Raw genomic sequence first — 26,328 nt, forward strand, 5'->3', positions numbered from 1 at the left:
TCAACAGGACTCAGAGGACGGCCAGGTCGACCGCCTTCGCCATGGCCGCGAAGCCCTGGTCACCGGGGTGGAGGTGGTCGCCCTCGTCGTAGGCGGGCCGGATGCGCTGCGGGTCGGCCGGGTCGCGGATCACCTGGTCGAAGTCCACGATCGCGTCGAAGTCGGAGCTGGTGCGGATGAACGAGTTCACGGCCTGCCGCACGCCCTCCAGCTCCTCGGTGTAGCTGTTCCAGCCCTTGAACGGCGTGATCGTCGCGCCGATGACGCGCAGGCCCCGGTCGTGCGAGCGCTGGGCGACCTGCTTCAGCGCCGCGATGATCTTGGCGGGATCGGTCTCGTGCGGGGTCTGCTGGATGTCGTTGATGCCCTCGAACACGATCACCGTGCGGACACCGGACTGCGTCAGCACGTCGCGGTCGAGACGGGCCAGCGCGTTGGGGCCGGCCGAACCGCCGTCGAGCAGCAGCCGGTTGCCGCTGATGCCCGCGTTCAGCACGCCGAGGCGGGTGTTCACGCGGTCGGCGAGTTGGTCGGGCCACCGCAGGTTGGCGCCCCACGTCGAGTTCGCGCCGTCGGTGATCGAGTCGCCGAGCGCCACCACGCTGCCCTTCAACGTCGACGTGCGGACGTCCACGCCGGACACGTAGTGCCAGTTGGTGGTGCGCTCGCGGTACGGGGCGGCGGACTCGTCGGCGGTGTGGTCGCCGTCGCGGGTGAAGTACGAGTTCTGCATGGTCAGCTGGTGGTGCGTGACCGGGCCGCCCGGCTCGGGCGTGAAGACGCTGACCAGCAGGTCGGAGTCGGCGGGAACGGTCAGGGTCACGCCGTCGCTGACGACGTCGGCGCCGGGCGGGGCGGTGATCGACCGGGAACCGCCGAACGTGAGGGTGCGCATCGTGCCGGGCAGCGCCGTGGGCGTGTCCGGACCGGCCGCGCGCGCCACCGTGACCTGGCCGAACAGCACCGGTGTGCGGCCGTAGGCGTTGGAGAGCCGGACTCTGATCTCCTTGCCGCCCGCGCTCACGTGCACGATGTTGCGGATCGAGAAGTTCGGATACCCGGTGTCCGTGCCGGGCACGGCGGACGAGGGCGCCGTGGCCCAGGTCCCGACCCACCGCAGAGGGGCGGCGTGCGCGGGAGAGGCCGCCGCCACGAGCAACGCCACTGCCAGCAGAAAGCGCGTCATGACTCGACCTTGGCAGCGCTCTCACCCGTCCGGTATCCGCCGATCTTCGGTTCTATGCTCACCGGGTGTGGAACGGAGCTGAGTACCAGCGCAGGTTCGACTCGCTCGCCGAGTCGGGGGTCGACGTGCACGGCGAGGCGTCGTTCGTGCGCGCCTTCGGACCGAAGACCGTGCTGGACGCGGGCTGCGGCACCGGGCGCGTCGCGATCGAGCTGGCCCGGCACGGCGTCGAGGCCGTCGGAGCCGACCTGGACGAGTCGATGCTGGCCCACGCGCGGGAGCTCGCGCCGGACATCACGTGGGTCCGGTCCGACCTGGCCGCGCTCGACCTCGGCCGGACGTTCGACGTGGTCGTGATGGCGGGCAACGTGCCGCTGTTCACCGCGCCCGGCACGCAGGACGCGCTGGTCGCCGGGGTCGCGCGGCACGTCGGCGGGGTGCTGGTCGCCGGGTTCGGCCTGAACCGGGGCTACACCGCCGAGCAGTACGACGAGCACTGCGCCGCTGCCGGGCTGAAGCTCGTCGAACGGTTCGCGACGTGGGACCGGAAACCGTTCGAGGGCGGCGACTACGCCGTCTCAATACACACCCTCTGATTCGGCCAAATCCGGGCGTGCGCACCCGTGGACGGTGTAGGTCTGGAAAGGCCTATCCACGGGGGGATACATGCGTTTGCAGGCAGCGATCGCCGCCACCGCACTGGTGCTGAGCGGTCAGACGGCAGTCCACGCGGCACCGGAACCGATCCAGCCCGACCCGGTGCTCGCCTACCTCGAAGACCCAGGCGGCGTCGACCTGGCGAAGGTCGTCCGGTCACGCGAGGCGAGGACGAGGGCCCGCGTCCTCACCACGCCGAGACCCGGCCACACCCACGGGGAACGGGAGCCGGCGTCGGTGCGCGGCCGCAACGACAGCCCGTGGACCGCCGAGCGCACGGACTTCGGCAGGCACCGGGCCGCGGTGTTCACCGGGTCGCTGCTCGCCGATCCGACGATGCCGGTGGTCGGCGAGTTCGCCGAACCCAACGACAGCGCGCAGACCGCGAGCGACACCGGCGTCGGCACGACTAGGCGGGCGATCCGCACGACGGGCGCGATCACCGCGCAGGACCAGGACTTCTACCGGCTGCGCGGTGCCGGACTCACGACGGTCGGCACCATCACTCCGGGCAGCGACCTCGACACCGCGCTGACGGTCTTCGACGCGGCCGGAGTGGAGGTCGCGACCGCGGACAACACCATCGCGTCCACCGACGCCCGCCTCGACGTCGAACTGACGGCGGGAGCCGACTACTTCGTGCGCGTCACCGGCGTGGCGGCCACCGAAGGCACGTACGAACTGACGCTCGCCGCCGGTGAGGGCCAGGGAGACCGGGACTTCTTCGCCGTCGACCTCAAGGCGGGCGACGTGCTCGGCGCGTCCGTCACGGGGGCCGCGCGCAAGCTCGTCGTGCACGACACAGCGGGACGCCTGGTGGTGGGGTCGCAGCAGGACCTGTCGTTCGCCCTGCCACCGCAGAGCCCGCTGCCGGGTGGGGGCAACGCGGTCGCGGACTACGTGGCACCGCGTGACGGCCGGTACTCCGTCGGCGTGGAGGACGGCACCGGGCGCTACGACCTGACGGTCCAGGCGTTCCGGCCCGGCAGCGAGAAAGCCGGTCCGCAGACGGTGTTCGTCGACTTCGACGGCGCCGTCGTGGACACGACCCCGTTCGGCGGCGACGGGAACCGGCGGCTGTCCCCGTTCTCGAGCTTCCTGCGGAACTGGGGTCTGTCCGAACAGGACGGTGACGCCGTGCTCTCCGCCACGCTCGCCACGATCAGGGAGAACCTGGCCGTGCCGGGGAACGTCCGGCTGCTGAACAGCCGCGACCACGCCGACCTGTGGGGGCGGAAGAACGTGAGCAGGCTCGTCGTGGGCGGCACGATCGCCGAGTCCGGCATCCAGACCGTCGGCATCGCGCAGACGATCGACCCCGGCAACTTCGGCCACGAGGAGACCGCGATGCTGCTCCTCGACCGGCTCAGCGGTCCCGCGGGCACGTCCGTCTCGCTCAACACCTACCTCGCGCCGCAGAGCGACAAGATCGCGTTCCTCGGCCGCGCGCTGGGCAACGTCGCCGCGCACGAGCTCGGGCACCTGTCCGGGTCGTGGCACCAGCACCAGTTCAACGCGCACGACACGCTGATGGACCAGGGCGGCAACGCGCGGGCGATGTTCGCGGTCGGCGCCGACGGCATCGGTGGCACGGCCGACGACACCGACATGGACTTCGGCGAGGACGAGTACGTCCCGAACGAGGGCTTCACGGGTGTCGAGGACACGGCGACTCGCACGAAGTGGGGCTACAGCCGCCGTTAGCGGGCCTTGACCGCCGCCTCGACGAAGTCCCTCGTCAGCGGGTCGTCGTCCACCCACGCGATCACGACGGGGCTCGGCGGCAGGTCGTCGAGCGGCACGACGACCACGCCGTCGCCGAGGTCGTGGCCGAGCGGTGCCAGGCCCACGGATCCGTTCCACAGCACGGACTGCACGCACTCCTGCACGGCGCGGACCGTGGGTCCCCCGCGCGACCGGCCGCCGTTCCAGTAGCTCCGCCAGAGCTCGTCGGTGCCGTCGGGGAACTGGAACCAGTCGCGGCCGGCGAGGTCGGCGGTGGTGATCCGCTCGTGGCGCGCGAGCGGGTCGTCCGCCCTGAGCACCGCGCCGACCGGGTCGCGGCGCAGCACCCGCGTGCGCAGACCGGTCTCGTCGAACGGGCCGCGCGTCAGGGCGACGTCGACCTGACGCGCGCGCAGGCCGCAGGTCGGGTCGGCCAGGTCGGCCTCCTTGACGACGACCTCCACGTCGGGGTGCTTCCGGCGGAACGCCGCGGCCACCTCCGCCGCGCCGTGGTCGCCGAGGATGCCGACGGTCAGGGTCCTCCTCGCGATCTTGGCGCGGATGCGGTCAGCCTGGTCCAGCAACGCCTTCGCCTCGTGCAGCAGCGTGCGACCGGCGTCGGTGAGCGCGACGCCGGCGGGGGAGCGCTGCAGCAGCGCGGTGCCGAGGTCGTGTTCGAGGAGCTTGATCGCCCGGCTCAGCGGCGGCTGGCTCATGTGCAGGCGCCGGGCGGCCCTGCCGAAGTGGAGCTCCTCGGCGACCGCGACGAAGTAGCGCAACGTCCGCAGCTCCATGAGCAGCCACGATACTCGCCCGGTATCGGGAGACCGGAACCGGTCTTGGACGGCCGCGGCGGTGCGGCGGTGGAGTGGGAGCATGAACCTCCCAGACCCCGCCGTCCAGGTCTCCGGCGCCGTCGACATCGCTCCCGGCGTGCTCGTGATCCCGAACAACCACGTCGGTCTCGTGCCGAACATCGGCGTCATCAGCGGCACCGAGGCCGTTCTCGTCGTCGACACCGGACTGGGCCTCGACAACGCCCGCTCGGTGTCCCGGTTCGCCGAGGAGGTGGCCCGCGGACGCCGGATCCACCTGACGACGACGCACTTCCACCCGGAGCACGCGTTCGGCGCCTCGGCATTCGACGGGTCCTATGTGGTCGGACGCGCGCAGGCGGACGACCTGGCGCGCAAGGGGTCCGGCTACCTGGAGATGTTCCGCGGCTTCGGCGGCGCGATCGCCACGCGGTTGTCCGATGTGGACGTCCCGGTGCCGGACGAGGTGTTCGACGGGGAGCGCGTGCTCGACCTCGGCGGGCGGACGGTCGTGCTGCGCCCCACCGGACGCGGGCACACGCTGGGCGACCAGGTGGTCGAGGTGCCGGACGCCGGCGTGCTGTTCACCGGCGACCTGGCCGAGACCGGGCAGTTCGCGATCTTCCCGTGGTTCCCGCCGCACGACACCGACGTGTCCGGGCTCGCGTGGATCGACGTGCTGGACCGGCTGATCGCCGGGGCGCCGCGGGTCGTCGTGCCGGGACACGGCTCGGTGGGCTCGATCGGCGTGCTCGAAGGCGTGCGCGACTACCTGCTCGAGCTGCGGGACGAGACCTGGCGGCGGCGCGACTCCGCGATGGCGCTGGACGACATCGTCGCCGAGGTGCGCGCCGTGCTGGTCGAGCGGCACCCCGAGTGGGCGGGGCAGGAGTGGATCGAGCCCGGTGTCAGTTGCCTCTGCGCTGAGTCCTATAGCTTCAGTGTTGACTAAAGATAGGCCTCGCCGAGGTGCTCGCGGATGACCTTCTTGGGCACGCACATGGTCCAAGCGCCGATGACGAGCTCGGTCATCTCCTCGACGTCCAGCTCGGCCATCGAGGCGTGCACCCACTGGAAGCGCATGTCCGACTGACCGGGGAACGCGAACTTGACCGGGTCGCTCGCGACCAGCGCCTCGCGTTCCTCGCGCGGGTAGCCGAAGCCGAGCACCGTCTCGTCGCGGGACAGGGCCGCGTAGACGATCCGGCCGACGCGGAACTTCACGCGGTCGCGGATGAGGTGCTCGGTGGTGCGGGGGAGCCGCAGTGCCACGGCGCGGATGTCGGCGACGGTGACCATCACGCAATCCTGCCCGCGGCGGCGCCGTTGTGCAGGAACTTCGCGGTGTTGCCCGACCGGATCAGGGACAGCACCTGGTATGGCGGTTCGGTGGTGATGATCGTGTCGTCACCGAGCCGCGTGACCTCGACGCGGCGCTCGGCGCTTCCGTTGTGCGGCCGGTGGGTCAGGAACGCGCGGCCGCCCTCGACGGCGAGGGTGGTGTCCTGGAAGTTGGTGCGGTAGGTGCCGCACATCCAGTCGTCGATCGGGCGCCGGCGGGTGGGCGGTGCGGGCAGCGGGTCGATGCCGCTGAGGGTGGCGCTGAAGATCTCGTGGGCGAGCGCGTCGGCGTTGGCGCTGTTGGTCAGCACGACGACGGCTCGCTCGCGGTCCAGGCGCAGGTAGGCCTTCTGACCCTTCGAGACGCCGGTGTGGCCGGCGCCGGTCGCGTAGAGCATCCAGCCGAGGCCCCAGTTCCGGACGCCGCCGCCGAAGTCCGGGACGGAGGCGAGCTGCGGCTCGCGCAGGGTGGCGTGGTCGCGCAGGTGGAGGCGGACGAACGGCATCAGGTCGCGGGCGCTCATGGCCAGGTAGGAGCCGCCGGGGCGGTGGAGTAGGAGACCGCCCACTTCGTCGTGGGAACGCCGTCCGCTGCGACGCTCGTGAGTTCCGGGAATGCGGCGCGATGAGGACCTCGGATGGTGGCCCGCGACGTTTCCGTCGGCCTGCCGAGTGCCGTTGAGCCGATGCGGGAGCAGGAAGGCGGTGCCGAGGCGCGAACGAAGGCGACGCCTCGGGACAGCGAATCCCGCGATGGCGCGCTGTCGGGTGACGTGGTCGGCGTCGAGGCCGCTCGCGCGAGCCGCGGGCGGGTGGCGGACGGTGATGCCCCGCGACACCGGACGGCTGCGCGTCGCGGGTCAGCCGATCTTGAACACCGAGTCCGGCGTGACCTCCACCCCGGTGCGCCGGCTCAGCACGCCCGCCGCCTGGTCGCGGACCTCGCCGTCGACGAGCACGGCGACCTGCGCGCCCGGAACGTCGTGCTTCGCGATGAGCTCGCTCAGGATCACCCACTGATCTTGCCTTGGAAGACAAATGAGAACTAATCGGACAATTGAGATCAAGAACGTTCTCGTTCACGAAAAGCGGTGCTGCCGGCGCAATTCGCGGTCCTGAGCACGGCAACCCGCCTTTCGGTTGCTTCAGATGCGCTGACCTGCGACGAGACCAGTATTCGTCGCCAATTGAGATGGCGGTTTCCGGAACTGTGAGAGCGCCGACACACTTCTCCTCCCTTTTCACTCGATCAGGTGAAAAGTGGGGCAATGAACTTGAAACGGTCCCTTCCGGCACTTCTTCCCCTCGTGCTCACCGCGTCGTTCTTCGCGAGTGGCGCGGCCGAGTCGGCGACGCCGACGCAGAGTCCGGTGAACGTCACGCCGCACGCGATCCGGTTCGACCCGCACGCGGCCAAGCTCGACATCGGCTACTCCAGCTCTGCGCTGGAGCTGAAGTACATCCGCAAGGACACCGACAAGGCGGACGGCTGTGCCACACGGGACCACGAGGAGACGGAGGAGGCCGAGGTAGAACCGGGTGCCGGTCACGTCACCGTCGCCGGCACGAGGTACGACCTGGTCCAGTTCCACTTCCACACGCCGTCGGAGCACACGTTCGGCGGCCGCCACACGCCGCTGGAGATGCACCTGGTGCACCGCAGCGCGGAGGGCAAGCTGCTCGTCGTCGGCGTGCCGCTGGTCGTCGGCGCGCACTCCGCCGTGGACGACGTGCTGGCCCACCTCGCGCCCGAGTGCGGTGCGCCGGTCGACGTCGCGCCGGTCAACCTCAACCGATTGCTGCCCGTCGGCCACCACACGCTGCACTACACGGGTTCGCTGACCACCGCGCCGTTCACCGAGGGCGTCGAGTGGTACCTGACCGCTGAGCAGCACGTGACCGCCGCGTCGATCGCGCGCTTCCAGGGGCTGTTCGGGAGTGGCAACGCACGGGCGACGCAGCCGCTCAACGGGCGGACGCTCGTCGAGGTGCCGCGGATCTGAGCTCATCGGGGGAGGCCGGTCTCGCGCTTGCGGGGCCGGCCTTGCGCGCACCGGCCCTCGTCGCTGACGGGAGTCGGGCCGGCGTGTGAGCAGTCGCACCTGCTCGGAGGCTTCTGAAGCGCGTCAGAAGGACCGTAGGATGGTTCCAGTCGCTAACTATTTCGTCCTGCGTCAGCGCCGACCGCGGACAACCCGACCAGGAGCGAATGTGAACACCACCCGCGCCATGACCGCTCTCGCGCTCGGCGGGTTCGGCATCGGCACCACCGAGTTCGCGACCATGGGACTGCTGCCGCAGATCGCGGAGACGTTCGGCATCCCCGACTACGAGGCCGGTCACGCGATCAGCCTCTACGCCGCCGGTGTCGTCGTCGGCGCGCCGTTGATCGCGGTGCTCGGCGCCAAGCTGCCGCGCAAGGGCATGCTCATCGGCCTGATGCTCGCGGTCGCCCTGGGCAACGGGCTGTCGGCGGCCGCCCAGGACAAGACCCTCCTGCTCGTGGCGCGGTTCGTGGCCGGACTGCCGCACGGCGCGTTCTTCGGCATCGCCGCGGTCGTCGCCGCCACGCTCGTGGCACCCGAACGGCGCGGCACGGCGGTCGCGCGCGTGATGGTCGGTCTGACCGTGGCGAACCTCGTGGGCGTGCCGCTCGCGACGGCGGCCGGGCAGCAGATCGGCTGGCGCACCGCCTACCTGTCGGTCGCGCTGATCGCCGTCGTCACGGCGGCGGCGATCGCGGCCTGGGTGCCGCGGGTGCCGAAGGTCGAGGGCGCGTCGATGCAGGGCGAGGTCCGCGCGTTCGGGCGGCCGACGGTGTGGTTCGCGATCTTCACCGGCATGATCGGCTTCGGCGGCATGTTCGCCGTCTACTCCTACGTCGCGCCGCTGACCACCGAGGTCGCCGGGCTGTCGGCGGGGGTCGTGCCGTGGATCCTCGCGGTGTTCGGGCTCGGCATGACGCTCGGCGCCACGTTCGGCGGGCGGTTCGTCGACCGGTCGGTGACGGGCTCGGTGTTCGGCGGGCTGGTCGCGGTCTGCGTGATCCTGGTGCTGTTCGGGCTCACCGCGACGATCCCGGTGTTCCTGTTCGCGTTCCTGTTCCTGCTGGGCTTCGTCGTGCAGATCCTGGCGGCGGCGCTGCAGGTCAGGCTGATGGACGCCTCGCCGGACGCGCCGTCGCTCGCCGCCTCGTCCAACCACTCGTCGCTCAACGTCGCGAACGGCGCGGGCGCGTGGCTCGGCGGTCTCGCCATCGCGGCGGGCTGGGGCTACACGTCCACGGCCTGGGTCGGCGTGGGGCTGTCGCTGGCCGGTCTCGCGATCGCGGTGGCGTCGGTGCTCTACGAACGCCGTGCCTTGGCGCGGGAGACCACGAACCACACGATGGCGATGGCCAGCGCGGCCAGCACGACCGTCGACACCCAGCCCAGGTAGCGGTCGACGAGCTCGTAGTTCTCGCCGAGCGCGTACCCGGCGAGGATCAGCGCGGAGTTCCACACGAGGCTGCCGGCCGCGGTGTAGAGGGTGAACTTCACGATCGGCATCCCCGACACCCCGGCCGGGATGGAGATCAGGCTGCGCACGACCGGCACCATGCGCCCGACGAACACGGCCTTGGTGCCGTGCTCGTCGAACCACCTGTCCGACTTGTCCACGTCGGACACGGTGACGAACGGGATCTTGTCGGCTATCTTGCGCAGTCGTTCGAGCCCGAGCCACGCGCCCAGCCCGTAGAGGACGAGGGCGCCGACGACCGAGCCCGCCGTGGTCCACAGGATCGCGGCGACCAGCGAGATCTTGCCCTGACCGGCGGTGAAGCCGGCCAGCGGCAGGATCACCTCGCTCGGCACCGGCGGGAACACGTTCTCCAGCGCGACCGCGAGCCCCGCGCCGGGCGAGCCGAGCGCCTCCATGAGCCGGGTGATCCACTCCATGGTCGTGATTACCCGTTTTGTCCGGCCTCTCAACCCGGAGCGGTCATTCAGCGCATGAGCGGAACCGCCACCCGGCCGGCGAAGCGCGGGTGCTCCGCCTCGTCGAGCATCGCGGCGGCCACGGTCTCGCGGCTCACCCGGAGCCGGAGCAGGCTCTTCGGGGACGTGTCCAGCCCGACCGCGCGGCGCGCGGGGCTGAGCGGCTGCCGCGACAGCGGACCGGCGTGGAAGACGGTGCCGCCCGCCGCGAGCACGGTCGCGTCCGACGCCTCCTTGTCGGCGATCTCGGCGCCGAGACCCTTGAGCACGAGGCGGTTCAGCACACTGGCGACGGCCGCCGACGGACCGGTGCCGTAGGCGCCCAGCCAGATCACCCTGGCGCCCGACGCGACGGCGGCACGGGCTCCTGCGGCGAGGACGCCCGGCTTCTGCCCCTTCGGCACGCCCAGCCCGGACAGGAGGATCTCGCTGCCGTCGAGGGCCGCGGTGATCGCCTCGGTGTCGAACACGTCCGCGGCGACCGCGGTCAGCAGGGAGGAACGGGGCAGCGGGTCCGGGGTGCGGGCGACGGCGGTGACGGTGTGCCCGCGGTCGAGGGCCTGCCGCGTCAGGGCGAGGCCCGTCGGACCGGTCGCGGCGAGGATGGTCAAGCGCATCGGAGCTCTCCTGGTGGTTCGGGTGTTCGCCCCCGATGCTCGGTGCCGGTGCCACCCGCGAACCTGGGCCAGGCAGGCCCCCGTCAAGATCGCGGGATACTGGGACCATGGCCGATCTCCACCTCCTCGGCGCCGCGGTCCGGGGCTTCCGGGAGAGGACCGCACCCGCTGACGTCGGCGTGCGCGACCTGGGCGGACGACGGCGGGCGCGTGGGCTGCGGCGGGAGGAGCTCGCCGGCCTGGCCGGTGTGTCCGAGGACTACCTGCGGCGCGTCGAGCAGGGCCGCCGCCACCCGTCCGCGGACGTGGTGAACGCGCTGGCCCGCGCGCTGCGGCTGCCCCAGCCCGACTACGAGCGCCTGTGCGCTCTCGCCGGGTTCGCGCCGACGGCCGGCACCGTCCCGCGTGAGGCAGGACCGGCCGCCGAACGGTTCCTGCGGCGGATGGCCGGCACCGCGGTGTGCGTCGTCGACGCGACCTGGACCGTCGTCGCCTGGACACCCGCCTGGCGGGCGATGTGCAGCACCGCCTCCGACAGCGATCCCGCCGGCCGCAACGTGGCCAGGCAGATCTTCACCGGGGAGCGGAGCTCGATCCGGCGCACGGCGGAGGAGGAGACCGAGTTCCGCCGCCTCCTCGTCGACGACCTGCGCAGGGCGTCGCTGCGCTACCCCCGCGACGACGCGTTGGCGGGGCTCGTCGCGGCATTGCGGGAGGCCAGCGAGGCGTTCGACGCGCTGTGGACGTCGCCCGCCGCCCCGGGACCCGTGAGCGGGCGGGTCCTGCTGGACGACCCGGAGTTCGGTTCCATCGCGATCGACAGCGACATCGTCGGGCTGCGGGACGACGACCTGCGCGCGGTCGTGTTCACCGCCGCCGCGGGCTCCGCCGACGCCGACCGCCTGGCCGCGCTCCTCGACCCTCGGGTGGAGACGGATCTCCACCCGTTCTACGGCGCCGGGTCCACGCGCTGAGCTGCGGGAATTCCTAGCGTTGCAGCCATGAACGGAACTGTCGAGATCGTCCTGATCGCCGCGGCGATCGTCTACGTGCTGGCGCGCAGGCTGATGGGGGAGCCCGCCGTGGGCAAGCGGCTGCTGTTGCTCCCGGTGGTCCTCGGGGTGATCGGGCTGTCGCAGATGTCGGCGCACTCGGTGGACGCGGTGGTGTTCCTCGTGGTCAGCGCCGTGCTCAGCGTGGTCTTCGGCGTGCTGCGCGGCCTGACCATCCGCACCTACGAGCAGAACGGCATCGTGATGCTGCGCTACACGGCCATGACGGTCGTGCTGTGGGTGGCGAGCATCGTCGCCAGGATCGCACTGGGGTTCGTGACGAACCTGGTCGACCCCGGCGCCGTGCAGACGGGCAACGGGCTGATGCTGGTGGTCGGCGCGGGCCTGCTCGCCGAGGGGCTGGTCGTGATGTCGAAGGCCGTGCGGGTGGGTGGCCAGGTCGTGTGGTCGAAGGGCCGCGGCGGCGCGCCGCACCGCACGTCCGCGTTCGTGGACTCCTGGCAGGAGAAGGCGCGCGGAACCGGGCATGATTCGTCCCGATGACGTTCGCCGACGAGATGTTCCGCCCGCTGGTCGTGCTGGTGATCACCGTGGTCACCGTGGTCCAGCTGGTCGACCGGCCGCCGCGGCTGCCCGAGCTGGCCTGGGCCCTGACCGCCGTGGCGGCCGCGACGGCGCTGGCGGCCGTGCCGGGACGGCTGCCGGACCGCGTGAAGACCCCGGTGGTGGCGGTGTCCGTGCTCGCCGCCGCGCCGCTGTTAGCGCTGGCACCGGCCACGGCGGGCGTGGCGTTCGTGTTCTTCGCGGCCGGCACGGCGGGGCGTGAGCTGGAGTCGAGGCAGGTGGCGATCGGGGTCGCCGCCGGCGGGTCGGTGCTCGCGATGGTCTCGACGTGGGTCGTGGACTCGCCGGACGCCCCGCCGTGGTGGCTGTGCCTGACCGCCGGACTGCCCGTGTTCCTCGGCATGATGCGCCGGGAACGCGTCGCCGCCGCGGCCGCTGCCGAGTACGCGGCGGCACTGGAGGAACGCGGCCGCATCGCCCGTGAGATCCACGACGTGGTCGGGCATTCGTTGTCCGGGATCGCCGTGCAGCTGGACATGGCCGACGCACTGCACGCCGCCGGGAAGTCCGAGGAGGCCAACGAAGCCGTGTTGCGCGCACGGGCGTTGGCGGTGTCGGGCCTGAAGGAGACGCGTCGGGCCGTGCACGCGTTGCGAGAGGACACGCCGTCGTTGCCGCAGGCGCTGGCCAAGCTCGCCGAGGACCACCGCGCGTCGTTCCGCGTCACCGGTGAGGGCGCGGTGAGCGTCGAGATCACCCAGGCCGTCATCCGCACGGCGCAGGAAGCCCTCACCAACGCCCACAAGCACGCGCCGGGAGCCGACGTGGACCTGATGCTGGAGTACGAGCCGGCGGTGGTGAGACTGACCGTGGCCGACAACGGACGAGAGCACCGGGCGGGGAGTGGGATGGGCCTGACGGGGATGCGGGAACGGGCGATGCTGCTGGGCGGCACGCTGGCCGCCGGTCCGGGAGGTCCGGGGTGGACGGTGCGGCTGGAGCTGCCGCGGTGATCAGGCTGCTGATCGTGGACGACCAGGCGGCGGTGCGCGACGGGCTCGCCGTCATGCTCGACCTCGACCCCGGGATCACCGTCGTCGGCACCGCGTCCGACGGACGTCAAGCCGTCGCGGCAGTGGAGGAACTGACGCCGGAGGTCGTGCTGATGGACCTCAACATGCCGGTGATGGGCGGAGCGGAGGCGACCGCCGCGCTGCGGGTCTCGCACCCGGACCTGCCGGTCGTCGTGCTGACCACGTTCGACGACGACGAGTCGATCCTGGCCGCGCTGCGGGCCGGAGCGCGCGGGTACCTGACCAAGGACGCCGACCGGGGCACGATCGTCGAGGCCGTCCGCGGAGCGCACGCGGGCAACGCGATCCTCGACCCCGCCGTGCAGTCGCGGCTGCTGGACCTCGCGAGCCGCGGACCGGCCAAGCCGCTCGGCGTCGACCTCACCGCCCGCGAGCGCGAGGTGCTCGACCTGATCGGCCAGGGCCTGCGCAACGGCGAGATCGCGCGGCGGCTGTTCATCAGCGAGGCCACCGTGAAGACGCACATCAACAACCTGTTCGCCAAGGCCGGCCTGCACTCGCGCGCCGACGCGGTCCGGCTGGCGCTCGAACTGCGCTGAACCGCGCACACGGCCGCGGGCTGGGCTACGGTGGTCTGCCTTCCGCCCGAGGAGGTCGACGGTGCGCGGAGCGATCGCGGCGGGCCACCCGCTCACCGCCCAGGCCGGTGCGGCGATGCTGCGCGCCGGCGGCAACGCCGTGGACGCGGCCGTCGCGGCGATGCTCACCTCGTGCGTCACCGAACCGCTGCTGACCGGGCTCGGCGCCGCCGGGTACATGATGATCGCCCCGGCCGGCGAAGCCCCCGTGCTGCTGGACTTCTCCGCCGAGGCACCGGGCCGCGGCCGCACGGGCGAGCGCGCGCCGCTCGACCCCATCACCGTCCACTTCGGAGACGCGGACCAGGAGTTCCACGTCGGCCCGTCGTCCGTCGCCGCCTACGGCCTGCCCGCCGGTGCCGCGCACGCCGCCACCTACGGCCGCGCGCCGCTCGAGGACCTGGTGGCCGCCGCCGCGAAGCACGCCCGCGAAGGCCACCTGGTCAACCGCTACCAGGCCTACGTCACCTCGCTGCTGCTGCCGCTCGCGCACAGCATCGGCCTCTCCGCGCTGGCGGAAGGCGAGCTCCTCGTGCAGTCCGAGGTCGCCGACGCCCTCGACCGGCTGGGCCACGACGGCGCGGCGCCGTTCTACACCGGCGACATCGCGGCCGCGATCGTCGAGCGGGTCAGCGCGCACGGCGGTGACCTCACGCAGGCGGACCTCGACGCGTACGAGGTGACCCGGCGCGAACCCCTGCACGCCCGGCACCGCGGCCGCGACATCCACACCAACCCGCCACCCGCGGCGGGCGGCGCGGTGCTCACGCAGATGCTCGAAGCCTTGCCGGACAACCCCTCGCCGCGGGACCTCGTCCGCGCGATGGCCACCCCGAAGACGTACGTGAACCGGCTCGGCTCCACGACGCACATCTCGGTGCTCGACGCCGACGGCACCGCGTGCTCCGTCACCACCACGAACGGCGCGGGCTCCGGGATCTCCATCTCGGGCGTGCACCTGAACAACATGATGGGCGAGGAGGACCTGTCGCCCGACGGGTTCTTCAGCCACGAGCCCGGCGACCGGCTGCCGTCGATGATGGCGCCGACCGTCGTCACCCGCGACGGCGGCGCGGAGCTCGTGCTCGGCAGCGCCGGTTCCAGCCGGATCTGCGGCGCGATCCTGCAGGTGCTCGTGAACGTCCTCGACCGCGGAATGGCCGCCCAGGACGCCGTCGACGCGCCCCGGATGCACCTCGGTTCCGACCGGGTGCACGCCGAACCGGGAATTCGACCGGAAATCACGTTGCCGGTCACGTTCTTCCGCGCGCCGAACATGTTCTTCGGCGGCTGCCAGCTGGTCGAGATGACCGGGTCCGGCCTGCTCAGGGGTGGTGCAGATCACCGTCGGGACGGCGCGGTCGTCGTCGTGTGAGATGTTGCCCGCATAATGGGATATCCGGTTTCCTGATTAACGGGTCAACCCGGACGATGACAGCGTGACGGCACTCAGCGAGAGAAGATCCTCGCCGCTCCTGTCCCGTACTTTCCTCCAACTCTCCGTCATCAGCGTCGTGTCCGGCATGTCGATGGCGTTCGCCCTGCCGTTCAACTCGCTCTTCCTCACCAGCGAGATCGGCGTGACGCCGTTCCAGCTCGGGTTCTTCCTGATCGTGAGCCCGCTCGCGTCGGTCGTGGCCAGCACGGTCATGGGCAAGCTGTCCGACGGCCGGGTGCAGCGCCGGTACATGCTCGCCGCCGGCGGTGTCGCGGGCGCGGTCGGCTACGGCCTGTTCGCCGTGCTGCGCGACTACTGGTTCCTGCTCGGCACGTCCGTCGTCTTCATCGCGGTCACCTCGGCGTTGCTGCCCCAGCTCTTCGCCTACGGCCGCCAGGTCTCCCGCGGCCCGTCGATGGTCGTCAGCGTCCTGCGCACGCTGCTGTCCGTCGCCTGGGTGGCCGGACCGCCGCTGGCCGCGCTGCTCGTCGCGAAGACCGGCTGGGTGGGCCTGTTCGGCTCGACCGCCGTCCTGAGCGCCGGTGTCGCGGTGCTCGCCCTGCTGCTTCCCGTGCCCACCGCCGAACCGGAGGAGGAGCACACCGAGGAAGCCGCCGCGGGACCGGTGCGCGGCACGATGGCCGTCGTCTCCGCCGCGTTCACGTTCATGCAGGGCTCGGTCGCGCTCGCGGTGAGCGGCCTGCCGTTGTTCATCACGACCAACCTCGGTGGCACCGCGGGGGACGCCGGCATCACGATGGGCCTGTGCGCGGCGCTGGAGATCCCGATGATGCTGTGGTTCGGGTCGCTGGCGAACCGGATGTCGCAGCACAAGCTCGTGCTCATCGGCGCGGCGATCTCGTTGAGCTACCACGGCCTGATGGTGTTCACCGACGCCGTGTGGCAGGTCATGGCTCTGCAGCTGCTGCACGCCACCGTCATCTCGTTGGTGATGGGCGTGGGCATCACGTACTTCCAGAGCCTCGACCCGTTGCGGCCCGGCCACGCCACGACGATGTTCAGCAACACCCAGATCGTCGGTGGCATGGTCGCGGGCGCCCTGCTCGGCGTGTCCCAGGGGCTGGGTTTCCGCTGGGTCTACGGCTTCAGCCTCACGATGTGCGTGTGCGGCCTCGTGCTGCTGCTGGTGGCGGGCAGGATCACTGGATCGTCGAGGCGGTGACCTTCGGCTTGCCGCCGGCACCGAGGTAGAAGATCCCCTTGATGGTCTCGAAGCCGAGGCTCGGGTTGCGGCGCAACGTGGAGCCCTCGACCGACATCGAGCCGGAGTTGTCGTTGCTGACGAAGAACACCGCGCCGCCGCCCTCGTTGGCCTGGTTGTCCTCGACCAGCGACCCGGCGATGCGCAGCGTGAACGTGTTGCCGTCGTTGTAGACGGCGCCACCGCTGCCGCCACCCGGCGTGCCGCCGCGCGCGGGGTTGGCGCCGCGGCCGATGGCCTTGTTGCCCTTCATCAGGCTGTTGAGCACGACCCACGACGTGCCGATGCTGCTCAGCGCGCCGCCGTTGGAGCAGACGCCGCCCTCGAACGTGCTGCCGGAGATGTAGACCGGGCCGTCCTTGAACTGGTCGAGCACGCGGATCGCGGCGCCGCCGAGGTCGGGACCGTTGGCGTCGCACCTGTTGTTCGCGAAGCGCGAGTTGACGACCTTGAGCCGGCCGCCGCGCACGAACAGCGCGCCGCCGCCACCGCCCTCGGTCGCGTCGCCGGTCGAGTTGCCGTCGGCGAGCGTGATGTTCTGGACGACGAGCTGGGGCGCGTCCTGGTCCTGGCAGTGCGAGGTCGTGATGCCCAGGCCCTTGTCGCAGGTGTTCTGGTAGAGCACACGGCGCTGGCCCTGGCCGCTCAACGTGATCCTGCCGCCGCCGTCGAGGACGACCTTCGCGCCGGAGTTCGTGCGGACCTTCGCGGTCGCGGCCATCGGGATGGTGAGCGGGTTCGGCCCGCAGCTGAACGTGATGACCCCGCCGGCGGCGACCGCGTCGACCACGGCCTGCGACGTGCAGGAGGCGGGCGTGCCGGTGCCGATGACGCGGGTGGGCTTGGAGGTGTCCTCCGCGGCGGCCTCGGCGGGCACGGCGGCGGAGCCGTTCGGGTTGCCGAACTTCGCGACGGGAGGCGGGGGAGGAGGCGGCGTGGTCGTCGGGGGAGCGGCACTGCTGGTGCTCGACGGTGGCGTCACCACGGTCACGGTCCGCAATGGCGACGCCGTGGGTAACGACGGGGCGGCGACGGGGGATCCCTGGATCGTCGTACCGCAGCCCGCCACGAGGACGGCCAGCAGCACGACTGCCTGTCTACCTGACATGGCGGGCACCCTAGACCGAATGCTCCAGCGGGCAAAGGGCCTGGTGAGAAGCCGCGAGATCAAGGTGTTCCCCAGGTGTTTCCCGACCGTGACCCCGCGTACCGGGGCGGTGCCGGGGTGTGCGCGCTCCCACGGACCGAGTCCGCTGGTGCGGGCGGTGAGCGGCTTGACTCGCGAGTCAGCTATCGGGTTGTCGCTGGTCCGGCCATCGTCACGGAACGTCGACGAAACGGCGGAACGGGGTGTGCGGGGCGTGGTGGGTTGAGCTCAAACGACCCGTTCGTGAAAGAGCCACGCGTTCGGGTGACCGTCTGCCCCTGGCACACTGCGCTCCGTGCCGACCGAGTTCGACGACGATCGCCCGACCGAGCGTCTCTTCGCGCCCGACCCAGCCCTGATGGAGGCTGCGCGGGCCCGCGGGCGTGCGCGCTGGGCGGCCGCCGGGGAGGCCAAGGCGCAGGAGCAGCAGCAGGCGGAGAACCCGCTCAAGCCGCGGGCGGCGGCCATCGCGGCCTTCGTAGCCCTGCTCGTGCTCGGCGGGATCGCCATCGCGACGTTCAACGGCGGCTCCGGCGGCGACAGCACGGACGTCGCGCAGCCGTCGCACAGCTACGTGCCCGGCCTCATCACCCCGCAGGAGGACCTGCCGGAGGAGCCGAGCAGCGAGAACCCGGCGACCACGTCGTCCACGCCGAACTCGACCCAGGCCGCGATCCCGCCCGCCGGCGACACCGGCAGGGCTCCCGGCGGCGCCAGGACGTTCACGACCGGACCCGGCTGCGGCGGCTACACCAACGTCGGCCTCTACCGCGACGGCAAGAAGGGCTGGGTCGACCACGGCGACGGCAAGTGCGGCTCGTCGTTCGTGTCGATCCCGATGTCCGGCGACGCGCGCAAGGACGACACCTCCGCCTATGCGCAGTGGACGTTCGCCGTCACCGGTTCGTGCGAGCTCTCGGTGTTCATCCCGAACGGCGGCGTCGAGGAGGTCGGGGGTAACCCGACCGTGTACTCCGTGTTCGACCGCAACGGCGTCGGCGGCACCCCGATGGCGTCGTTCGCGATCAAGCAGGTCGACAAGCGCGGCCAGTGGGTCGCCGCGGGGAAGTTCAAGGCCAGCGGAAACCTCACCGTGCAGCTCCTCACCCGAGGTCAGGACTGGGACGGCTCCGGACCGACCTACGCCCATCACGCCGCCGGTGCCGTCAAGGCAGACTGCACGGCGTGACGAGAGATCTTCATCTGGTCCGGCACGGCGAGGCGACGAAGGACGAGTCCCGGCTCACCGCGCGGGGCCGCAAGCAGGCAGAGGCACTGGCGGAACGGTTGCGGGGCACCGGTTTCGCGGCCGTGCACCACGGTCCGCTGCCCAGGGCGGCGGAGACGGCGTCGATCCTCGCGGACGTGCTGAAGGTGCCCTGCCGGGTCGAGGCCGCCGCCGGCGACTACGTGCCGCACTTCGTTCCCGACCACGACGGGTTCTTCGGGCAGTTCCCCGAGTCCGAACGCACCCGCGGCCCCGCGCTGGCGCACGAGGCCGAGACGCGGTTCGCGCGCCCCGGCGACGGCCCGGTGCTGGTGGTGACCCACTCGTTCCTGATCAGCTGGCTGGTGCGGGACGCGCTGGACGCCCCGCCGGAGCGGTGGCTGACGCTGAACCACGACACCGCGGCGCTGACGGTCATCCGCTACACGACCGGCGAGTCACCCCGTCTGGTGCGGTTCAACGACAGCGGGCACCTCAGCGGGATTTGAGCGTCAGCAACGTGATCTCGCTGGGCGCGAACACGCGCATCGGCGGGCCCCAGAAGCCGGAACCACGGCTCGTGTAGAGCTGCGTGCGGTCGCTGTGGCGGCTCAGTCCCGCGACGACGGGCTGCTGCAGCCGCACGAGGTAGTGGAACGGCCAGATCTGCCCGCCGTGCGTGTGCCCGGAGAGCTGCAGGTCCACGCCCGCCTCGACGGCCTTCTTGACCTCCGAGGGCTGGTGGGCGAGCAGCACGACGGGCGCCTCGCGGTCGGCGCCGTCGAGGGCGCGCCGCAGGTCGGCGGCGTGACCGGGCTCTCCGGAGTGGTCGGCGGTGATGTCGTCGATGCCCGCGAACACCAGGCGGGCGTCGCCGCGTTCGAGCGTCTCGTGCTCGTTGTGCAGCGCCTTCCAGCCCAGCCGGGTCATCAGGTCGATCCAGCCCTGCGCGTTCGAGTAGTACTCGTGGTTGCCGGTGATGTAGAAGCGGTGCTCGGTGTTCACGTCGCCGAGCGGCGTCGCCTGCTCCAGGCGCTGGTCGGCGGTGCCGTCCGCGATGTCACCGACGTGCACGGCGACGTCGGCGTTGAGCCCGTTGACGGCGTCGACCATGCCGCGCGACCACTTGGCGCGGTTGATGGCGCCGTAGTGCGTGTCGGTGATGACGGCGATCGTCAGCCCGTCGAACGCCGGGTCGAGCCGCGGGATGGCCACGTCCTGGCGCTTGATCCGCGGCACCCGCATGGCCTCGTGCACGCCGTACGCCGTGATGGCGACGATCAGCACGGCCAGCAGCACGGCGATGAGGCGCGAGCGCAGCGGGTTCTCGACACCGCCGAGCGCCAGGCCGAGGCGGACGAGGTCCGTGATCAGCGTCCAGACGAACGCGATCCACACGAACCCGAGCAGGAACTGGGAGATCCGCGCCGCCCGGTCGCTGCCGCGCTGCGTGAACAGCACGATCATCGCGATGGCGGCCGCGGCGAAGACGACCGCCGCGATCGGCCGCACCGGGTCCGGCCACTCGGCGCTCGCGGCGAACAGGCCCTCGAACGGCACCCAGAAGAGCAAGGTCGTCACGGTGAGCAGGACGAGCGTGAACACCACCCGCCGTACCGTGATGCGGGGCCGGGTAGCGGTGGTCGTCATGCGGTCATCCTCCTGCGGGGTCGGTTCAACCCATCTCAACGCTCCGAGGCCGTCATTTGTTCGCAGGACCTCCATCACACGGTGGTCACGCAACCGCGACGACCGCCGGGAGTCCTCATAGCGAGTACTTTCCGAACCGCTGGAACCGACGACCTAGAGTGGGCGACATGATCTTCTACACCGACGAGGAGAGCCGCACGCTGCGCACTGCCGTGTACGGCGCGATGCTGCTGGTCTCCCACGCGGACCCCGGCCCCGTGCTGGAGGAGCGGTTCGCCGGCCTGCGCGCTCTCTCCCACCTGTCGCACGACCTGCGCCAGGTGCTGGGCGGCGCCCGTCCGTCCGTGCCCGCGGGAACGGACGAGGAGATCGAGCCCGTCGTCCTCGAGGCGCTGCGGTCGTCGATGAAGACCCTCTCCGTGAAGGCACCGGAGGACGCCGCGGACTTCCCGCGCGCCGTGCTGGCGATCTGCCGCGAGGTGGCGGAGGCGGACGGCGTGGTCGTGGACTCCGAGGACGCGATGGTGGCCCGCATCGAGGGCGCTCTGGCGCTCTGACTCGTGCACCGGTTCGCGGCCAGTCCTGCCCTGACGCGGCTGGAGTGGATCCTCGACGGTCTGGACGGCACACCCGGCTGGGGAGCTGACGCTGCCGAGGCGTTCGTGGCCGCGTTCACGGCTTTCGTCACGCCCGAGCAGTACGTCGAGGTCACCCGCGATCGAGCCGCCCGGTACGCGCCGGTCGTCGTGGTCGGCCTCGACGTCGGCGAGACGACCGCGCGGGCGCGGATCCGTCGTCACGACGGCACCGTCGACGTCGTCACCTGCGTCGTCGAGGCAGCACCGCCGCACCGGATCGTCTCCACCTGGGTCGCCGGGCTGGTGCCGGCCGGCGTGACTCCAGGACTGCCGGCCGATTTCACCGGCTACGACCTGCCTTCCGCCGCGGACACCCGGCTGGTCGTGTTCTCCGGGATGCCCGGCAGCGGGAAGAGCACCCTGGCCGACGCCGCGGGCGCCGCGCTCGGGATCCCGGTCTTCGCCACCGACTGGCTGCTCGGCGCGCTGACCCCGTTCGGCGGCCGGTACTTCGACGACCCGCTGGAGATGGCGGAGGAGCTGCTGACCACGCTCGCCCTGCGCCAGCTCGCCGCCGGGCAGTCCGCCATCCTCGACCACCCCACCGAACGGGTCGAGACCAGACAACGCTGGCGCAGCCTGGCCGGCAGGGCCGGTGCGGGGTTCCGCGTGGTGGTGTGCCGGTGCTCCGACCAGGACGTCCACCGCGCCCGGCTCGAAGGCCGCAGCCGCGGCATCCCCGGCTGGCACGACGCCGGCGACTGGTCCGACGTGCGGGAACGGCTGGCGAACTTCCCCGCCTGGACCGGGGAAACGCTTTCCGTGGACACCGTCCAACCGCACGAGCAGTGCCTTGCCGCGGTCGTGCGGCACATCGTCGCCTGACTGCTCTCGCTCCGTGACCGCTCCGTCTCAGCCGGTGGGCGCTGGGCCGAACGGCGGCTGTGCGGCTCCCGCGCGGTGGCAGGGTGGTTCCCCTGGGGATCAACACCGGTAGACCAACACTGGGGGAGTGTCGCCGTGGAACTGTCTCGTCGCGAGCTGCTGACCCGCACCGGCCAGGCCGCCGCCGTCGCCACCGCCGCGTCCGCGCTGACCATCGGCACCGCGCAGGCGACGCCGGGTGAGGGCGTGCGGCTGACACAGGGCACCAACATCTCGGTGTCGCGGTCGCGGGACGGCAAGTGGCTCGCCATCGACCTCGTCACCGCGATCTGGGTCTTACCAGCCGCGGGTGGCGTGGCGCGCAAGCTGACCGACGAGCTGCAGGACGCCACGCTGCCGTCGTTCGGTCCCGGCGGCCAGATCGCGTTCCAGTCCTATCGGGACGGCAACTACCACCTGTACGTCATCGGGCTCGACGGGCGCGGGCTGAAGCAGCTCACGAGCGGGAAGTACGACCACCGCGAGCCCGCGTTCTCGCCGGACGGCACGAAGATCGCGTTCGTCAGCGACCGGGCCGGGAGCTACGGCGTGCACGTGCTCGACGTCGCCACCGGCCGGATCACGCAGCTCACGGGCGTGCCGGACGACGCCGCCGCGCCGCAGTGGTCGCGGGACGGCAAGCGGATCATCTTCGTCACGGGCACGGCGACGGTCGACGTGGTGTCGTTGGAGGGCACCAGAGAACGGCTGGTCACGGCTCCCGCAGGGGCCCAGCTGTTCGGCGCGGCGTTCGGGCCGGGGGAGCAGCCCAGCTACACGCTGATGCGTCCCGGGCAGGCCGATCTGATGCTCGGGACGACGGCGGTGGTGACCGGGCAGGACGTGTTCGGGTTCGCGCCGGTCTGGGACGGCGACAGCGTGCTGTACACGGCCGACGGCCGGATCCGCAGTCGTGCCAACGGGTCCACGAAGGACATCCCGTTCGAGGCGACGGTCCCGGTCAAGAAGGTCGAGCGGCACCGGACGAAGAACCTCAGCGGCGGACCCGTCAAGGGCATCGCGAGCCCGGTCGTGTCGAGCGACGGCACGATCGCGTTCCGGGCGCTCAACGCGATCCACCTGCTCAAGAACGGCAAGACCACCAAGCTCACGGACGGCGGGTACTTCGACTCCGACCCCGACTTCTCACCCGACGGCACCAAGCTCGTCTACGCCAGCGACCGGACGGGCGTCGCGCAGTTGTGGTTGAGGGACCTCAAGACCGGTGAGGAGAAGCTCTACGCACCGGCTCCCGGCGCGCAGACGACGCCCCGGTTCTCGCCGGACGGCACCAAGGTCGCCTACGTGGACCAGGACGGGCAGGTCTGGGTCGTGGACGCCGCCGGGCGCAGGCAGATCACGCCCACGTTGTTCCAGCCGGGGCGGCCGACCTGGTCGAAGGACGGGAACACGGTCGCGCTCGCCGCGGTGAAGCCGTTCTCGCGCCGGTTCCGCGAGGGCACGAGCCAGATCCTGTCGGTCGACCTCGCCAGCGGCGAGCTGCGGTACACCGAGCCGATGCCGTTCCGGTCGATCGCCACCCGCGGCGACGACGGGCCGGTGTGGTCGCCCGACGGCAAGCACATCGCGTTCGTCGTGGAAAGCGTCGCGTACGTGGTTCCCGTGGACGCCAAGGGCAACTTCACCGGCGAGCCGCGCCAGGTGACGCGTGAAGTCACCGACTCCCTGGCGTGGGACGGCACCGACCTGGTGTACCTGAACAACGGCCGTCTGCGGAAGTCCACACTGGACGGCAGGACCTCGACGATCCGGGTGAACCTCAACTGGCGCAAGCCTCAGGCTCCCGAACGCAAGATCGTGCACGTCGGCGCGTACTGGGACGGCGAAGCGGAATCGTTGCGGCACAACGTCGACATCGTCGTGCAGGACGGCAAGGTCGCCGAGGTCCGGCCGCACCGGGGACGTGCCGACGTCGACTTGTCCGGTGTCACCGCCATCCCGGGCCTGATCGACGCGCACAACCACTGGCACCTGCGCGGCCGGCAGTGGGGCGCGCGGCAGGGCAATGTGTGGCTCGCCTACGGCATCACGACGGTCCGCTCGCCCGGAGACCCGGTCTACCAGATGGTCGAGACCCGCGAGGCCCTCGCCGCCGGAACCCTGACGGGGCCGCGGTTCTACGCCACCGGCGAGGCCGTCGACGGCTCCCGCGTCTACTACAACTTCATGCGCCCCACGCTCAGCAAGGCCCAGCTCGACCTCGAGCTGCGCCGCGCCCACGAGCTCGGCTACGACATGATCAAGACCTACGTGCGCCTGCCCGTCGAACTGCAACGCGCCGCCGTGCAGCGGTCGAAGGTGCCGCTGTCGTCGCACTACCTCTACCCGGCCGCCAACCTCGGCATGGACGGCATGGAGCACGTCGGCGCCACCAACCGCCTCGGCTACTCCCACACCGTCACGCGGGTCGGCAAGGCCTACCAGGACGTCGTGTCGCTCTTCACCGCCTCCGGCATGTCGATGACGCCGACCCTGTTCCACAACCGCGCCCTGTTCGCCGAGGACAAGTCGCTGGTCACCGACGAACGCACGCGCGTCCTCTTCCCGCCGTGGGAGTACGAGCGCTACCTCGCCGACGCCACCAGCGGCGGCGGCACGTTCTCGGCCGCGATCCTGAAGAACTGGGTCGAGTTCGCCCTGGCCGTCCACCGCGGCGGCGGCCTGGTCATCTGCGGCACCGACGCCCCGCTCGACGCCCCGGCCACCGCCACGCACATGAACCTGCGCGCCATGGTGAAGTACGGCTTCACCCCGCGGGAGGCGCTCATCACCGCCACCCGCAACCCGGCCCGCTGGCTCGGCCTGCCGCTCGGCGCGATCAAGCAGGGCGCGCCGGCGGACATCGCGTTCGTGCGCGGCAACCCGTTGCAGGACATCAAGGCCGCGGCGGACGTGCAGCAGGTGATGGTCGGTGGCCGGCTGCACGCCGTGGACGAACTGCTGGCGCCGTATCGCGGTCAGCAGGTTTTGAGCGCGTCGGCCGCGCTGGAACCGTTGGCGTCAGCGGAGAACAAGCACTGGTGGCACGAACCGGAGTGGGCCGAACACGTGTGCTGCGACCACTGAACACGATCTAGTCCCACCCGACCACCGCGAACGGCGTCCCGGCCCGGTACGCCTCGATCCCGGCGACCGAGTACCCGATCGCGTCGCCGGGCAGCGCGTCGAGCCGGAACCACCGCAGCTCCGAGCACTTGTCCGGCTCGCGGTTCACCGGCTCGCCGCTCCAGCGCCGCACCTCGAAGAACAGGCCGAGGCGCGGCTCCACGCCGTACCCGTTGGCGTGCAGCGTGTGTACGTGCCGCAGGTCGGCGAGCTCGATGACCACGCCGATCTCCTCGCGGGCCTCGCGCGCGGCGGCGGCGAGCACCGACTCGCCCGCGTCGAGCTTGCCGGACGGCAGGTGCCAGAGGCCGTCGAACCGCGGGTCGCGGTCGCGTCGCCGGGAGAGCAGCACCTCGTCGTCGCGGACGAGCAGGAGGTGGGCGTCGATGAGGTGACGGTCGGCCATCGGGCCACCGTAGGTGATCAACCGCGGGAAATGATCAACTGCGGGGCGACAGGCCGTCCAGCACCACGTCGACCGCCCTGTCCACGGCGGTCTGCTCGCCCGTGGCGCGGGAGAGCGCGTTGATCAGCACGAAGACCTCGTCGAGGGTCGCGTCCGCGCGCACCTCGCCTGCCTGCTGGGCGCGGGTCAGCAGGTCCTGCACGGCCTCGCGCAGGCCGGAGGCGGCGGCCGCCACCTCGCCGGTGTGCTGCTCCAGCAGGGCGACGAGCGCCAGTTTGGCCGGGGCACCGGACACCATCTCGCGGAAGGCCTCCCGGAACGCCGGTCCAGCGTCCTCGGCCCGCGCCGGCTGAACGTGCAGGGTCTGGGCGAGCTGGGTCAGGTGGCGCACCACCGCGGCCTCGACCAGCGCCCGCTTGGTGGGGAAGTGCCGGAACACCGTGCCGATGCCGACGCCTGCCCGGCGCGCGACCTCCTCGGTCGACCCCGCGTCCCCCGACTCGGCGAAGACCTCCTCGGCCGCGGCCAGCACCCGGTCCCGGTTCGCCCGCGCGTCGCTCCGCATGCCGTCATCTTCGCCGTTGCCAACCGGAGTGGCGACTCCGTATTATCCGGAGTCATGACTCCGAACAAAGAAGTGACTCCGGAAGCCGTCTTCCGCGCCGTGCTCGACGGCGCCTGCAAGCTGCAGAACGGCGACCGCGCGCAGGTCGACCTGGTGGCCGGGTACTACGGCGAGGTGACCGACGTGCGGCACCCGATGCTCCCGTCCGACACCCCGCTGCTCAGCCGTGAGGAGGTCCGTCAGCGCTTCGCGGAGGCGGGGGCGAGCGGCCTGACGGGCTTCCGCGTCGAGGACCTGCGCATCCACCGGACGGCCGACCCCGAGGTGGTCGTCGGCGAGTTCGCCTACCGCGGCGACGGGGGCTGGACCGTGCCGGGCGTCATCGTCGTCCGGGTCCGCGACGGGCTGATCGTCGAGTCGCGCGACTACCTGGACCACGCCGGGTTCGGGCGGGCGACAAATGATCTGCGGGCCGACCGGGCGTCGTGACACGATCGT

At 71.5% G+C, this 26,328-nt stretch carries 28 protein-coding genes; 17 read left to right on the forward strand and 11 right to left on the reverse strand.

All coding sequences use genetic code 11. The features are described from left to right. Positions 1 to 10 precede the first annotated feature (10 nt). Positions 11 to 1,186 (reverse strand): SGNH/GDSL hydrolase family protein, encoded by a 1,176-nt coding sequence (locus ACFWV3_RS06055; protein ID WP_382408801.1) that lies wholly within the window; start codon positions 1,184 to 1,186, stop codon positions 11 to 13. Between the two features lie 65 nt (positions 1,187 to 1,251). Between ACFWV3_RS06055 and ACFWV3_RS06060 the strand changes: the two genes are divergently transcribed. After that, positions 1,252 to 1,782: a class I SAM-dependent methyltransferase gene (locus tag ACFWV3_RS06060; protein ID WP_382408803.1), complete on the forward strand. Its 531-nt coding sequence runs from the start codon at positions 1,252 to 1,254 to the stop codon at positions 1,780 to 1,782. 70 nt (positions 1,783 to 1,852) lie between these two features. Next, positions 1,853 to 3,547, forward strand: coding sequence for a hypothetical protein (locus ACFWV3_RS06065; RefSeq protein ID WP_382408805.1), 1,695 nt, complete (start codon positions 1,853 to 1,855; stop codon positions 3,545 to 3,547). Here the strand turns inward: ACFWV3_RS06065 and ACFWV3_RS06070 are convergent. Next, on the reverse strand, positions 3,544 to 4,362 hold the full coding sequence (locus ACFWV3_RS06070; RefSeq protein ID WP_382408807.1) for a LysR substrate-binding domain-containing protein: 819 nt from the start codon (positions 4,360 to 4,362) through the stop codon (positions 3,544 to 3,546). The two genes, ACFWV3_RS06065 and ACFWV3_RS06070, sit on opposite strands and share 4 nt — an antisense overlap. A gap of 82 nt (positions 4,363 to 4,444) precedes the next feature. On the opposite strand from ACFWV3_RS06070, the gene ACFWV3_RS06075 reads away from it, so the two are divergent. After that, entirely contained in the window at positions 4,445 to 5,335 is an 891-nt protein-coding gene (locus tag ACFWV3_RS06075) for an MBL fold metallo-hydrolase (RefSeq protein ID WP_382408809.1), read from the forward strand. On the opposite strand, the gene ACFWV3_RS06080 is transcribed toward ACFWV3_RS06075, so the two are convergent. The 3 genes from ACFWV3_RS06080 to ACFWV3_RS06090 are packed head-to-tail and all read right to left on the reverse strand — an operon-like array spanning position 5,332 to position 6,737. Next, positions 5,332 to 5,682, reverse strand: coding sequence for an MmcQ/YjbR family DNA-binding protein (locus ACFWV3_RS06080; protein ID WP_382408811.1), 351 nt, complete (start codon positions 5,680 to 5,682; stop codon positions 5,332 to 5,334). The two genes, ACFWV3_RS06075 and ACFWV3_RS06080, sit on opposite strands and share 4 nt — an antisense overlap. Beyond that, a complete protein-coding gene (locus ACFWV3_RS06085) occupies positions 5,682 to 6,563 on the reverse strand; it encodes a serine hydrolase (protein WP_382408813.1) in 882 nt (293 codons plus the stop codon). The genes ACFWV3_RS06080 and ACFWV3_RS06085 overlap by 1 nt, the downstream gene beginning before the upstream one ends. A gap of 21 nt (positions 6,564 to 6,584) precedes the next feature. Continuing rightward, positions 6,585 to 6,737: a serine hydrolase gene (locus tag ACFWV3_RS06090; RefSeq protein ID WP_382408815.1), complete on the reverse strand. Its 153-nt coding sequence runs from the start codon at positions 6,735 to 6,737 to the stop codon at positions 6,585 to 6,587. 255 nt (positions 6,738 to 6,992) lie between these two features. Here ACFWV3_RS06090 and ACFWV3_RS06095 point away from each other — a divergent pair, with 255 nt between their 5' ends. Both ACFWV3_RS06095 and ACFWV3_RS06100 read left to right on the forward strand, forming a co-directional pair. Further along, complete coding sequence (locus ACFWV3_RS06095; RefSeq protein WP_382408817.1) at positions 6,993 to 7,727, forward strand: carbonic anhydrase family protein; 735 nt, start codon at positions 6,993 to 6,995, stop codon at positions 7,725 to 7,727. Between the two features lie 208 nt (positions 7,728 to 7,935). Further along, a complete protein-coding gene (locus ACFWV3_RS06100) occupies positions 7,936 to 9,162 on the forward strand; it encodes an MFS transporter (protein WP_382408819.1) in 1,227 nt (408 codons plus the stop codon). Here the strand turns inward: ACFWV3_RS06100 and ACFWV3_RS06105 are convergent. Further along, complete coding sequence (locus ACFWV3_RS06105; RefSeq protein WP_382408821.1) at positions 9,069 to 9,662, reverse strand: DedA family protein; 594 nt, start codon at positions 9,660 to 9,662, stop codon at positions 9,069 to 9,071. The genes ACFWV3_RS06100 and ACFWV3_RS06105 overlap by 94 nt on opposite strands. Before the next feature lie 47 nt (positions 9,663 to 9,709). Beyond that, the gene (locus ACFWV3_RS06110; protein WP_382408823.1) at positions 9,710 to 10,318 is read right to left on the reverse strand and encodes an NAD(P)-dependent oxidoreductase; all 609 of its coding nucleotides are present in this window, start codon (positions 10,316 to 10,318) and stop codon (positions 9,710 to 9,712) included. A 107-nt stretch (positions 10,319 to 10,425) separates the two neighbouring features. Between ACFWV3_RS06110 and ACFWV3_RS06115 the strand changes: the two genes are divergently transcribed. The 6 genes from ACFWV3_RS06115 to ACFWV3_RS06140 all read left to right on the forward strand — a co-directional run bounded on the left by ACFWV3_RS06115 (position 10,426) and on the right by ACFWV3_RS06140 (position 16,188). Then, positions 10,426 to 11,292, forward strand: a complete 867-nt coding sequence (locus tag ACFWV3_RS06115) for a helix-turn-helix domain-containing protein (RefSeq protein ID WP_382408825.1) — start codon at positions 10,426 to 10,428, stop codon at positions 11,290 to 11,292. A gap of 27 nt (positions 11,293 to 11,319) precedes the next feature. Then, positions 11,320 to 11,874: a DUF1453 domain-containing protein gene (locus tag ACFWV3_RS06120; protein ID WP_382408827.1), complete on the forward strand. Its 555-nt coding sequence runs from the start codon at positions 11,320 to 11,322 to the stop codon at positions 11,872 to 11,874. Continuing rightward, positions 11,871 to 12,908, forward strand: a complete 1,038-nt coding sequence (locus ACFWV3_RS06125) for a sensor histidine kinase (RefSeq protein ID WP_382408829.1) — start codon at positions 11,871 to 11,873, stop codon at positions 12,906 to 12,908. Before ACFWV3_RS06120 ends, ACFWV3_RS06125 begins: the two co-directional genes overlap by 4 nt. Continuing rightward, positions 12,905 to 13,528, forward strand: coding sequence for a response regulator (locus ACFWV3_RS06130; RefSeq protein WP_382408831.1), 624 nt, complete (start codon positions 12,905 to 12,907; stop codon positions 13,526 to 13,528). Before ACFWV3_RS06125 ends, ACFWV3_RS06130 begins: the two co-directional genes overlap by 4 nt. A gap of 61 nt (positions 13,529 to 13,589) precedes the next feature. Continuing rightward, the gene (locus ACFWV3_RS06135; RefSeq protein ID WP_382408833.1) at positions 13,590 to 14,942 is read left to right on the forward strand and encodes a gamma-glutamyltransferase; all 1,353 of its coding nucleotides are present in this window, start codon (positions 13,590 to 13,592) and stop codon (positions 14,940 to 14,942) included. A gap of 64 nt (positions 14,943 to 15,006) precedes the next feature. After that, a complete protein-coding gene (locus ACFWV3_RS06140; RefSeq protein WP_382408835.1) occupies positions 15,007 to 16,188 on the forward strand; it encodes a sugar efflux transporter in 1,182 nt (393 codons plus the stop codon). Here ACFWV3_RS06140 and ACFWV3_RS06145 read toward each other — a convergent pair. Next, a complete protein-coding gene (locus ACFWV3_RS06145; RefSeq protein ID WP_382408837.1) occupies positions 16,166 to 17,335 on the reverse strand; it encodes a hypothetical protein in 1,170 nt (389 codons plus the stop codon). The two genes, ACFWV3_RS06140 and ACFWV3_RS06145, sit on opposite strands and share 23 nt — an antisense overlap. 334 nt (positions 17,336 to 17,669) lie before the next feature. Between ACFWV3_RS06145 and ACFWV3_RS06150 the strand changes: the two genes are divergently transcribed. Together ACFWV3_RS06150 and ACFWV3_RS06155 are read left to right on the forward strand one after the other, a co-directional pair. Continuing rightward, positions 17,670 to 18,563, forward strand: coding sequence for a hypothetical protein (locus tag ACFWV3_RS06150; protein ID WP_382408839.1), 894 nt, complete (start codon positions 17,670 to 17,672; stop codon positions 18,561 to 18,563). Continuing rightward, positions 18,560 to 19,090: a histidine phosphatase family protein gene (locus ACFWV3_RS06155; protein ID WP_382408841.1), complete on the forward strand. Its 531-nt coding sequence runs from the start codon at positions 18,560 to 18,562 to the stop codon at positions 19,088 to 19,090. Before ACFWV3_RS06150 ends, ACFWV3_RS06155 begins: the two co-directional genes overlap by 4 nt. Here ACFWV3_RS06155 and ACFWV3_RS06160 read toward each other — a convergent pair. Then, positions 19,077 to 20,231 (reverse strand): metallophosphoesterase, encoded by a 1,155-nt coding sequence (locus ACFWV3_RS06160; protein ID WP_382408843.1) that lies wholly within the window; start codon positions 20,229 to 20,231, stop codon positions 19,077 to 19,079. The genes ACFWV3_RS06155 and ACFWV3_RS06160 overlap by 14 nt on opposite strands. A 167-nt stretch (positions 20,232 to 20,398) precedes the next feature. Between ACFWV3_RS06160 and ACFWV3_RS06165 the strand changes: the two genes are divergently transcribed. The 3 genes from ACFWV3_RS06165 to ACFWV3_RS06175 all read left to right on the forward strand — a co-directional run bounded on the left by ACFWV3_RS06165 (position 20,399) and on the right by ACFWV3_RS06175 (position 24,820). Next, a complete protein-coding gene (locus tag ACFWV3_RS06165) occupies positions 20,399 to 20,788 on the forward strand; it encodes a hypothetical protein (RefSeq protein WP_382408845.1) in 390 nt (129 codons plus the stop codon). Positions 20,789 to 20,791: 3 nt separating this feature from the next. Beyond that, a complete protein-coding gene (locus ACFWV3_RS06170) occupies positions 20,792 to 21,694 on the forward strand; it encodes an AAA family ATPase (protein ID WP_382408847.1) in 903 nt (300 codons plus the stop codon). A 135-nt stretch (positions 21,695 to 21,829) separates the two neighbouring features. Then, on the forward strand, positions 21,830 to 24,820 hold the full coding sequence (locus tag ACFWV3_RS06175) for a DPP IV N-terminal domain-containing protein (RefSeq protein WP_382408849.1): 2,991 nt from the start codon (positions 21,830 to 21,832) through the stop codon (positions 24,818 to 24,820). Between the two features lie 7 nt (positions 24,821 to 24,827). Here the strand turns inward: ACFWV3_RS06175 and ACFWV3_RS06180 are convergent, their stop codons facing one another. Both ACFWV3_RS06180 and ACFWV3_RS06185 read right to left on the reverse strand, forming a co-directional pair. Beyond that, entirely contained in the window at positions 24,828 to 25,265 is a 438-nt protein-coding gene (locus ACFWV3_RS06180; protein ID WP_382408851.1) for an NUDIX domain-containing protein, read from the reverse strand. Between the two features lie 34 nt (positions 25,266 to 25,299). Next, on the reverse strand, positions 25,300 to 25,830 hold the full coding sequence (locus ACFWV3_RS06185) for a TetR/AcrR family transcriptional regulator (RefSeq protein ID WP_382408853.1): 531 nt from the start codon (positions 25,828 to 25,830) through the stop codon (positions 25,300 to 25,302). A 54-nt stretch (positions 25,831 to 25,884) separates the two neighbouring features. On the opposite strand from ACFWV3_RS06185, the gene ACFWV3_RS06190 reads away from it, so the two are divergent. Further along, the gene (locus ACFWV3_RS06190; RefSeq protein WP_382408855.1) at positions 25,885 to 26,319 is read left to right on the forward strand and encodes a nuclear transport factor 2 family protein; all 435 of its coding nucleotides are present in this window, start codon (positions 25,885 to 25,887) and stop codon (positions 26,317 to 26,319) included. Positions 26,320 to 26,328: the final 9 nt, after the last annotated feature.

Origin of the sequence: Lentzea sp. NPDC059081 (assembly GCF_042738015.1) — a bacterium.
In the GTDB taxonomy this organism is placed as follows: Bacteria; Actinomycetota; Actinomycetes; order Mycobacteriales; family Pseudonocardiaceae; genus Lentzea.

Coding starts and splice junctions, on each gene's coding strand:
- ACFWV3_RS06055 (WP_382408801.1), bottom strand. CDS start 1,186: ATGACGCGCTTTCTGCTGGCAGTGGCGTTGCTCGTGGCGGCGGCCTCT.
- ACFWV3_RS06065 (WP_382408805.1), top strand. CDS start 1,853: ATGCGTTTGCAGGCAGCGATCGCCGCCACCGCACTGGTGCTGAGCGGT.
- ACFWV3_RS06070 (WP_382408807.1), bottom strand. CDS start 4,362: ATGGAGCTGCGGACGTTGCGCTACTTCGTCGCGGTCGCCGAGGAGCTC.
- ACFWV3_RS06075 (WP_382408809.1), top strand. CDS start 4,445: ATGAACCTCCCAGACCCCGCCGTCCAGGTCTCCGGCGCCGTCGACATC.
- ACFWV3_RS06080 (WP_382408811.1), bottom strand. CDS start 5,682: ATGGTCACCGTCGCCGACATCCGCGCCGTGGCACTGCGGCTCCCCCGC.
- ACFWV3_RS06095 (WP_382408817.1), top strand. CDS start 6,993: ATGAACTTGAAACGGTCCCTTCCGGCACTTCTTCCCCTCGTGCTCACC.
- ACFWV3_RS06105 (WP_382408821.1), bottom strand. CDS start 9,662: ATGGAGTGGATCACCCGGCTCATGGAGGCGCTCGGCTCGCCCGGCGCG.
- ACFWV3_RS06110 (WP_382408823.1), bottom strand. CDS start 10,318: ATGCGCTTGACCATCCTCGCCGCGACCGGTCCGACGGGCCTCGCCCTG.
- ACFWV3_RS06115 (WP_382408825.1), top strand. CDS start 10,426: ATGGCCGATCTCCACCTCCTCGGCGCCGCGGTCCGGGGCTTCCGGGAG.
- ACFWV3_RS06120 (WP_382408827.1), top strand. CDS start 11,320: ATGAACGGAACTGTCGAGATCGTCCTGATCGCCGCGGCGATCGTCTAC.
- ACFWV3_RS06125 (WP_382408829.1), top strand. CDS start 11,871: ATGACGTTCGCCGACGAGATGTTCCGCCCGCTGGTCGTGCTGGTGATC.
- ACFWV3_RS06145 (WP_382408837.1), bottom strand. CDS start 17,335: ATGTCAGGTAGACAGGCAGTCGTGCTGCTGGCCGTCCTCGTGGCGGGC.
- ACFWV3_RS06160 (WP_382408843.1), bottom strand. CDS start 20,231: ATGACGACCACCGCTACCCGGCCCCGCATCACGGTACGGCGGGTGGTG.
- ACFWV3_RS06165 (WP_382408845.1), top strand. CDS start 20,399: ATGATCTTCTACACCGACGAGGAGAGCCGCACGCTGCGCACTGCCGTG.
- ACFWV3_RS06180 (WP_382408851.1), bottom strand. CDS start 25,265: ATGGCCGACCGTCACCTCATCGACGCCCACCTCCTGCTCGTCCGCGAC.
- ACFWV3_RS06185 (WP_382408853.1), bottom strand. CDS start 25,830: ATGCGGAGCGACGCGCGGGCGAACCGGGACCGGGTGCTGGCCGCGGCC.
- ACFWV3_RS06190 (WP_382408855.1), top strand. CDS start 25,885: ATGACTCCGAACAAAGAAGTGACTCCGGAAGCCGTCTTCCGCGCCGTG.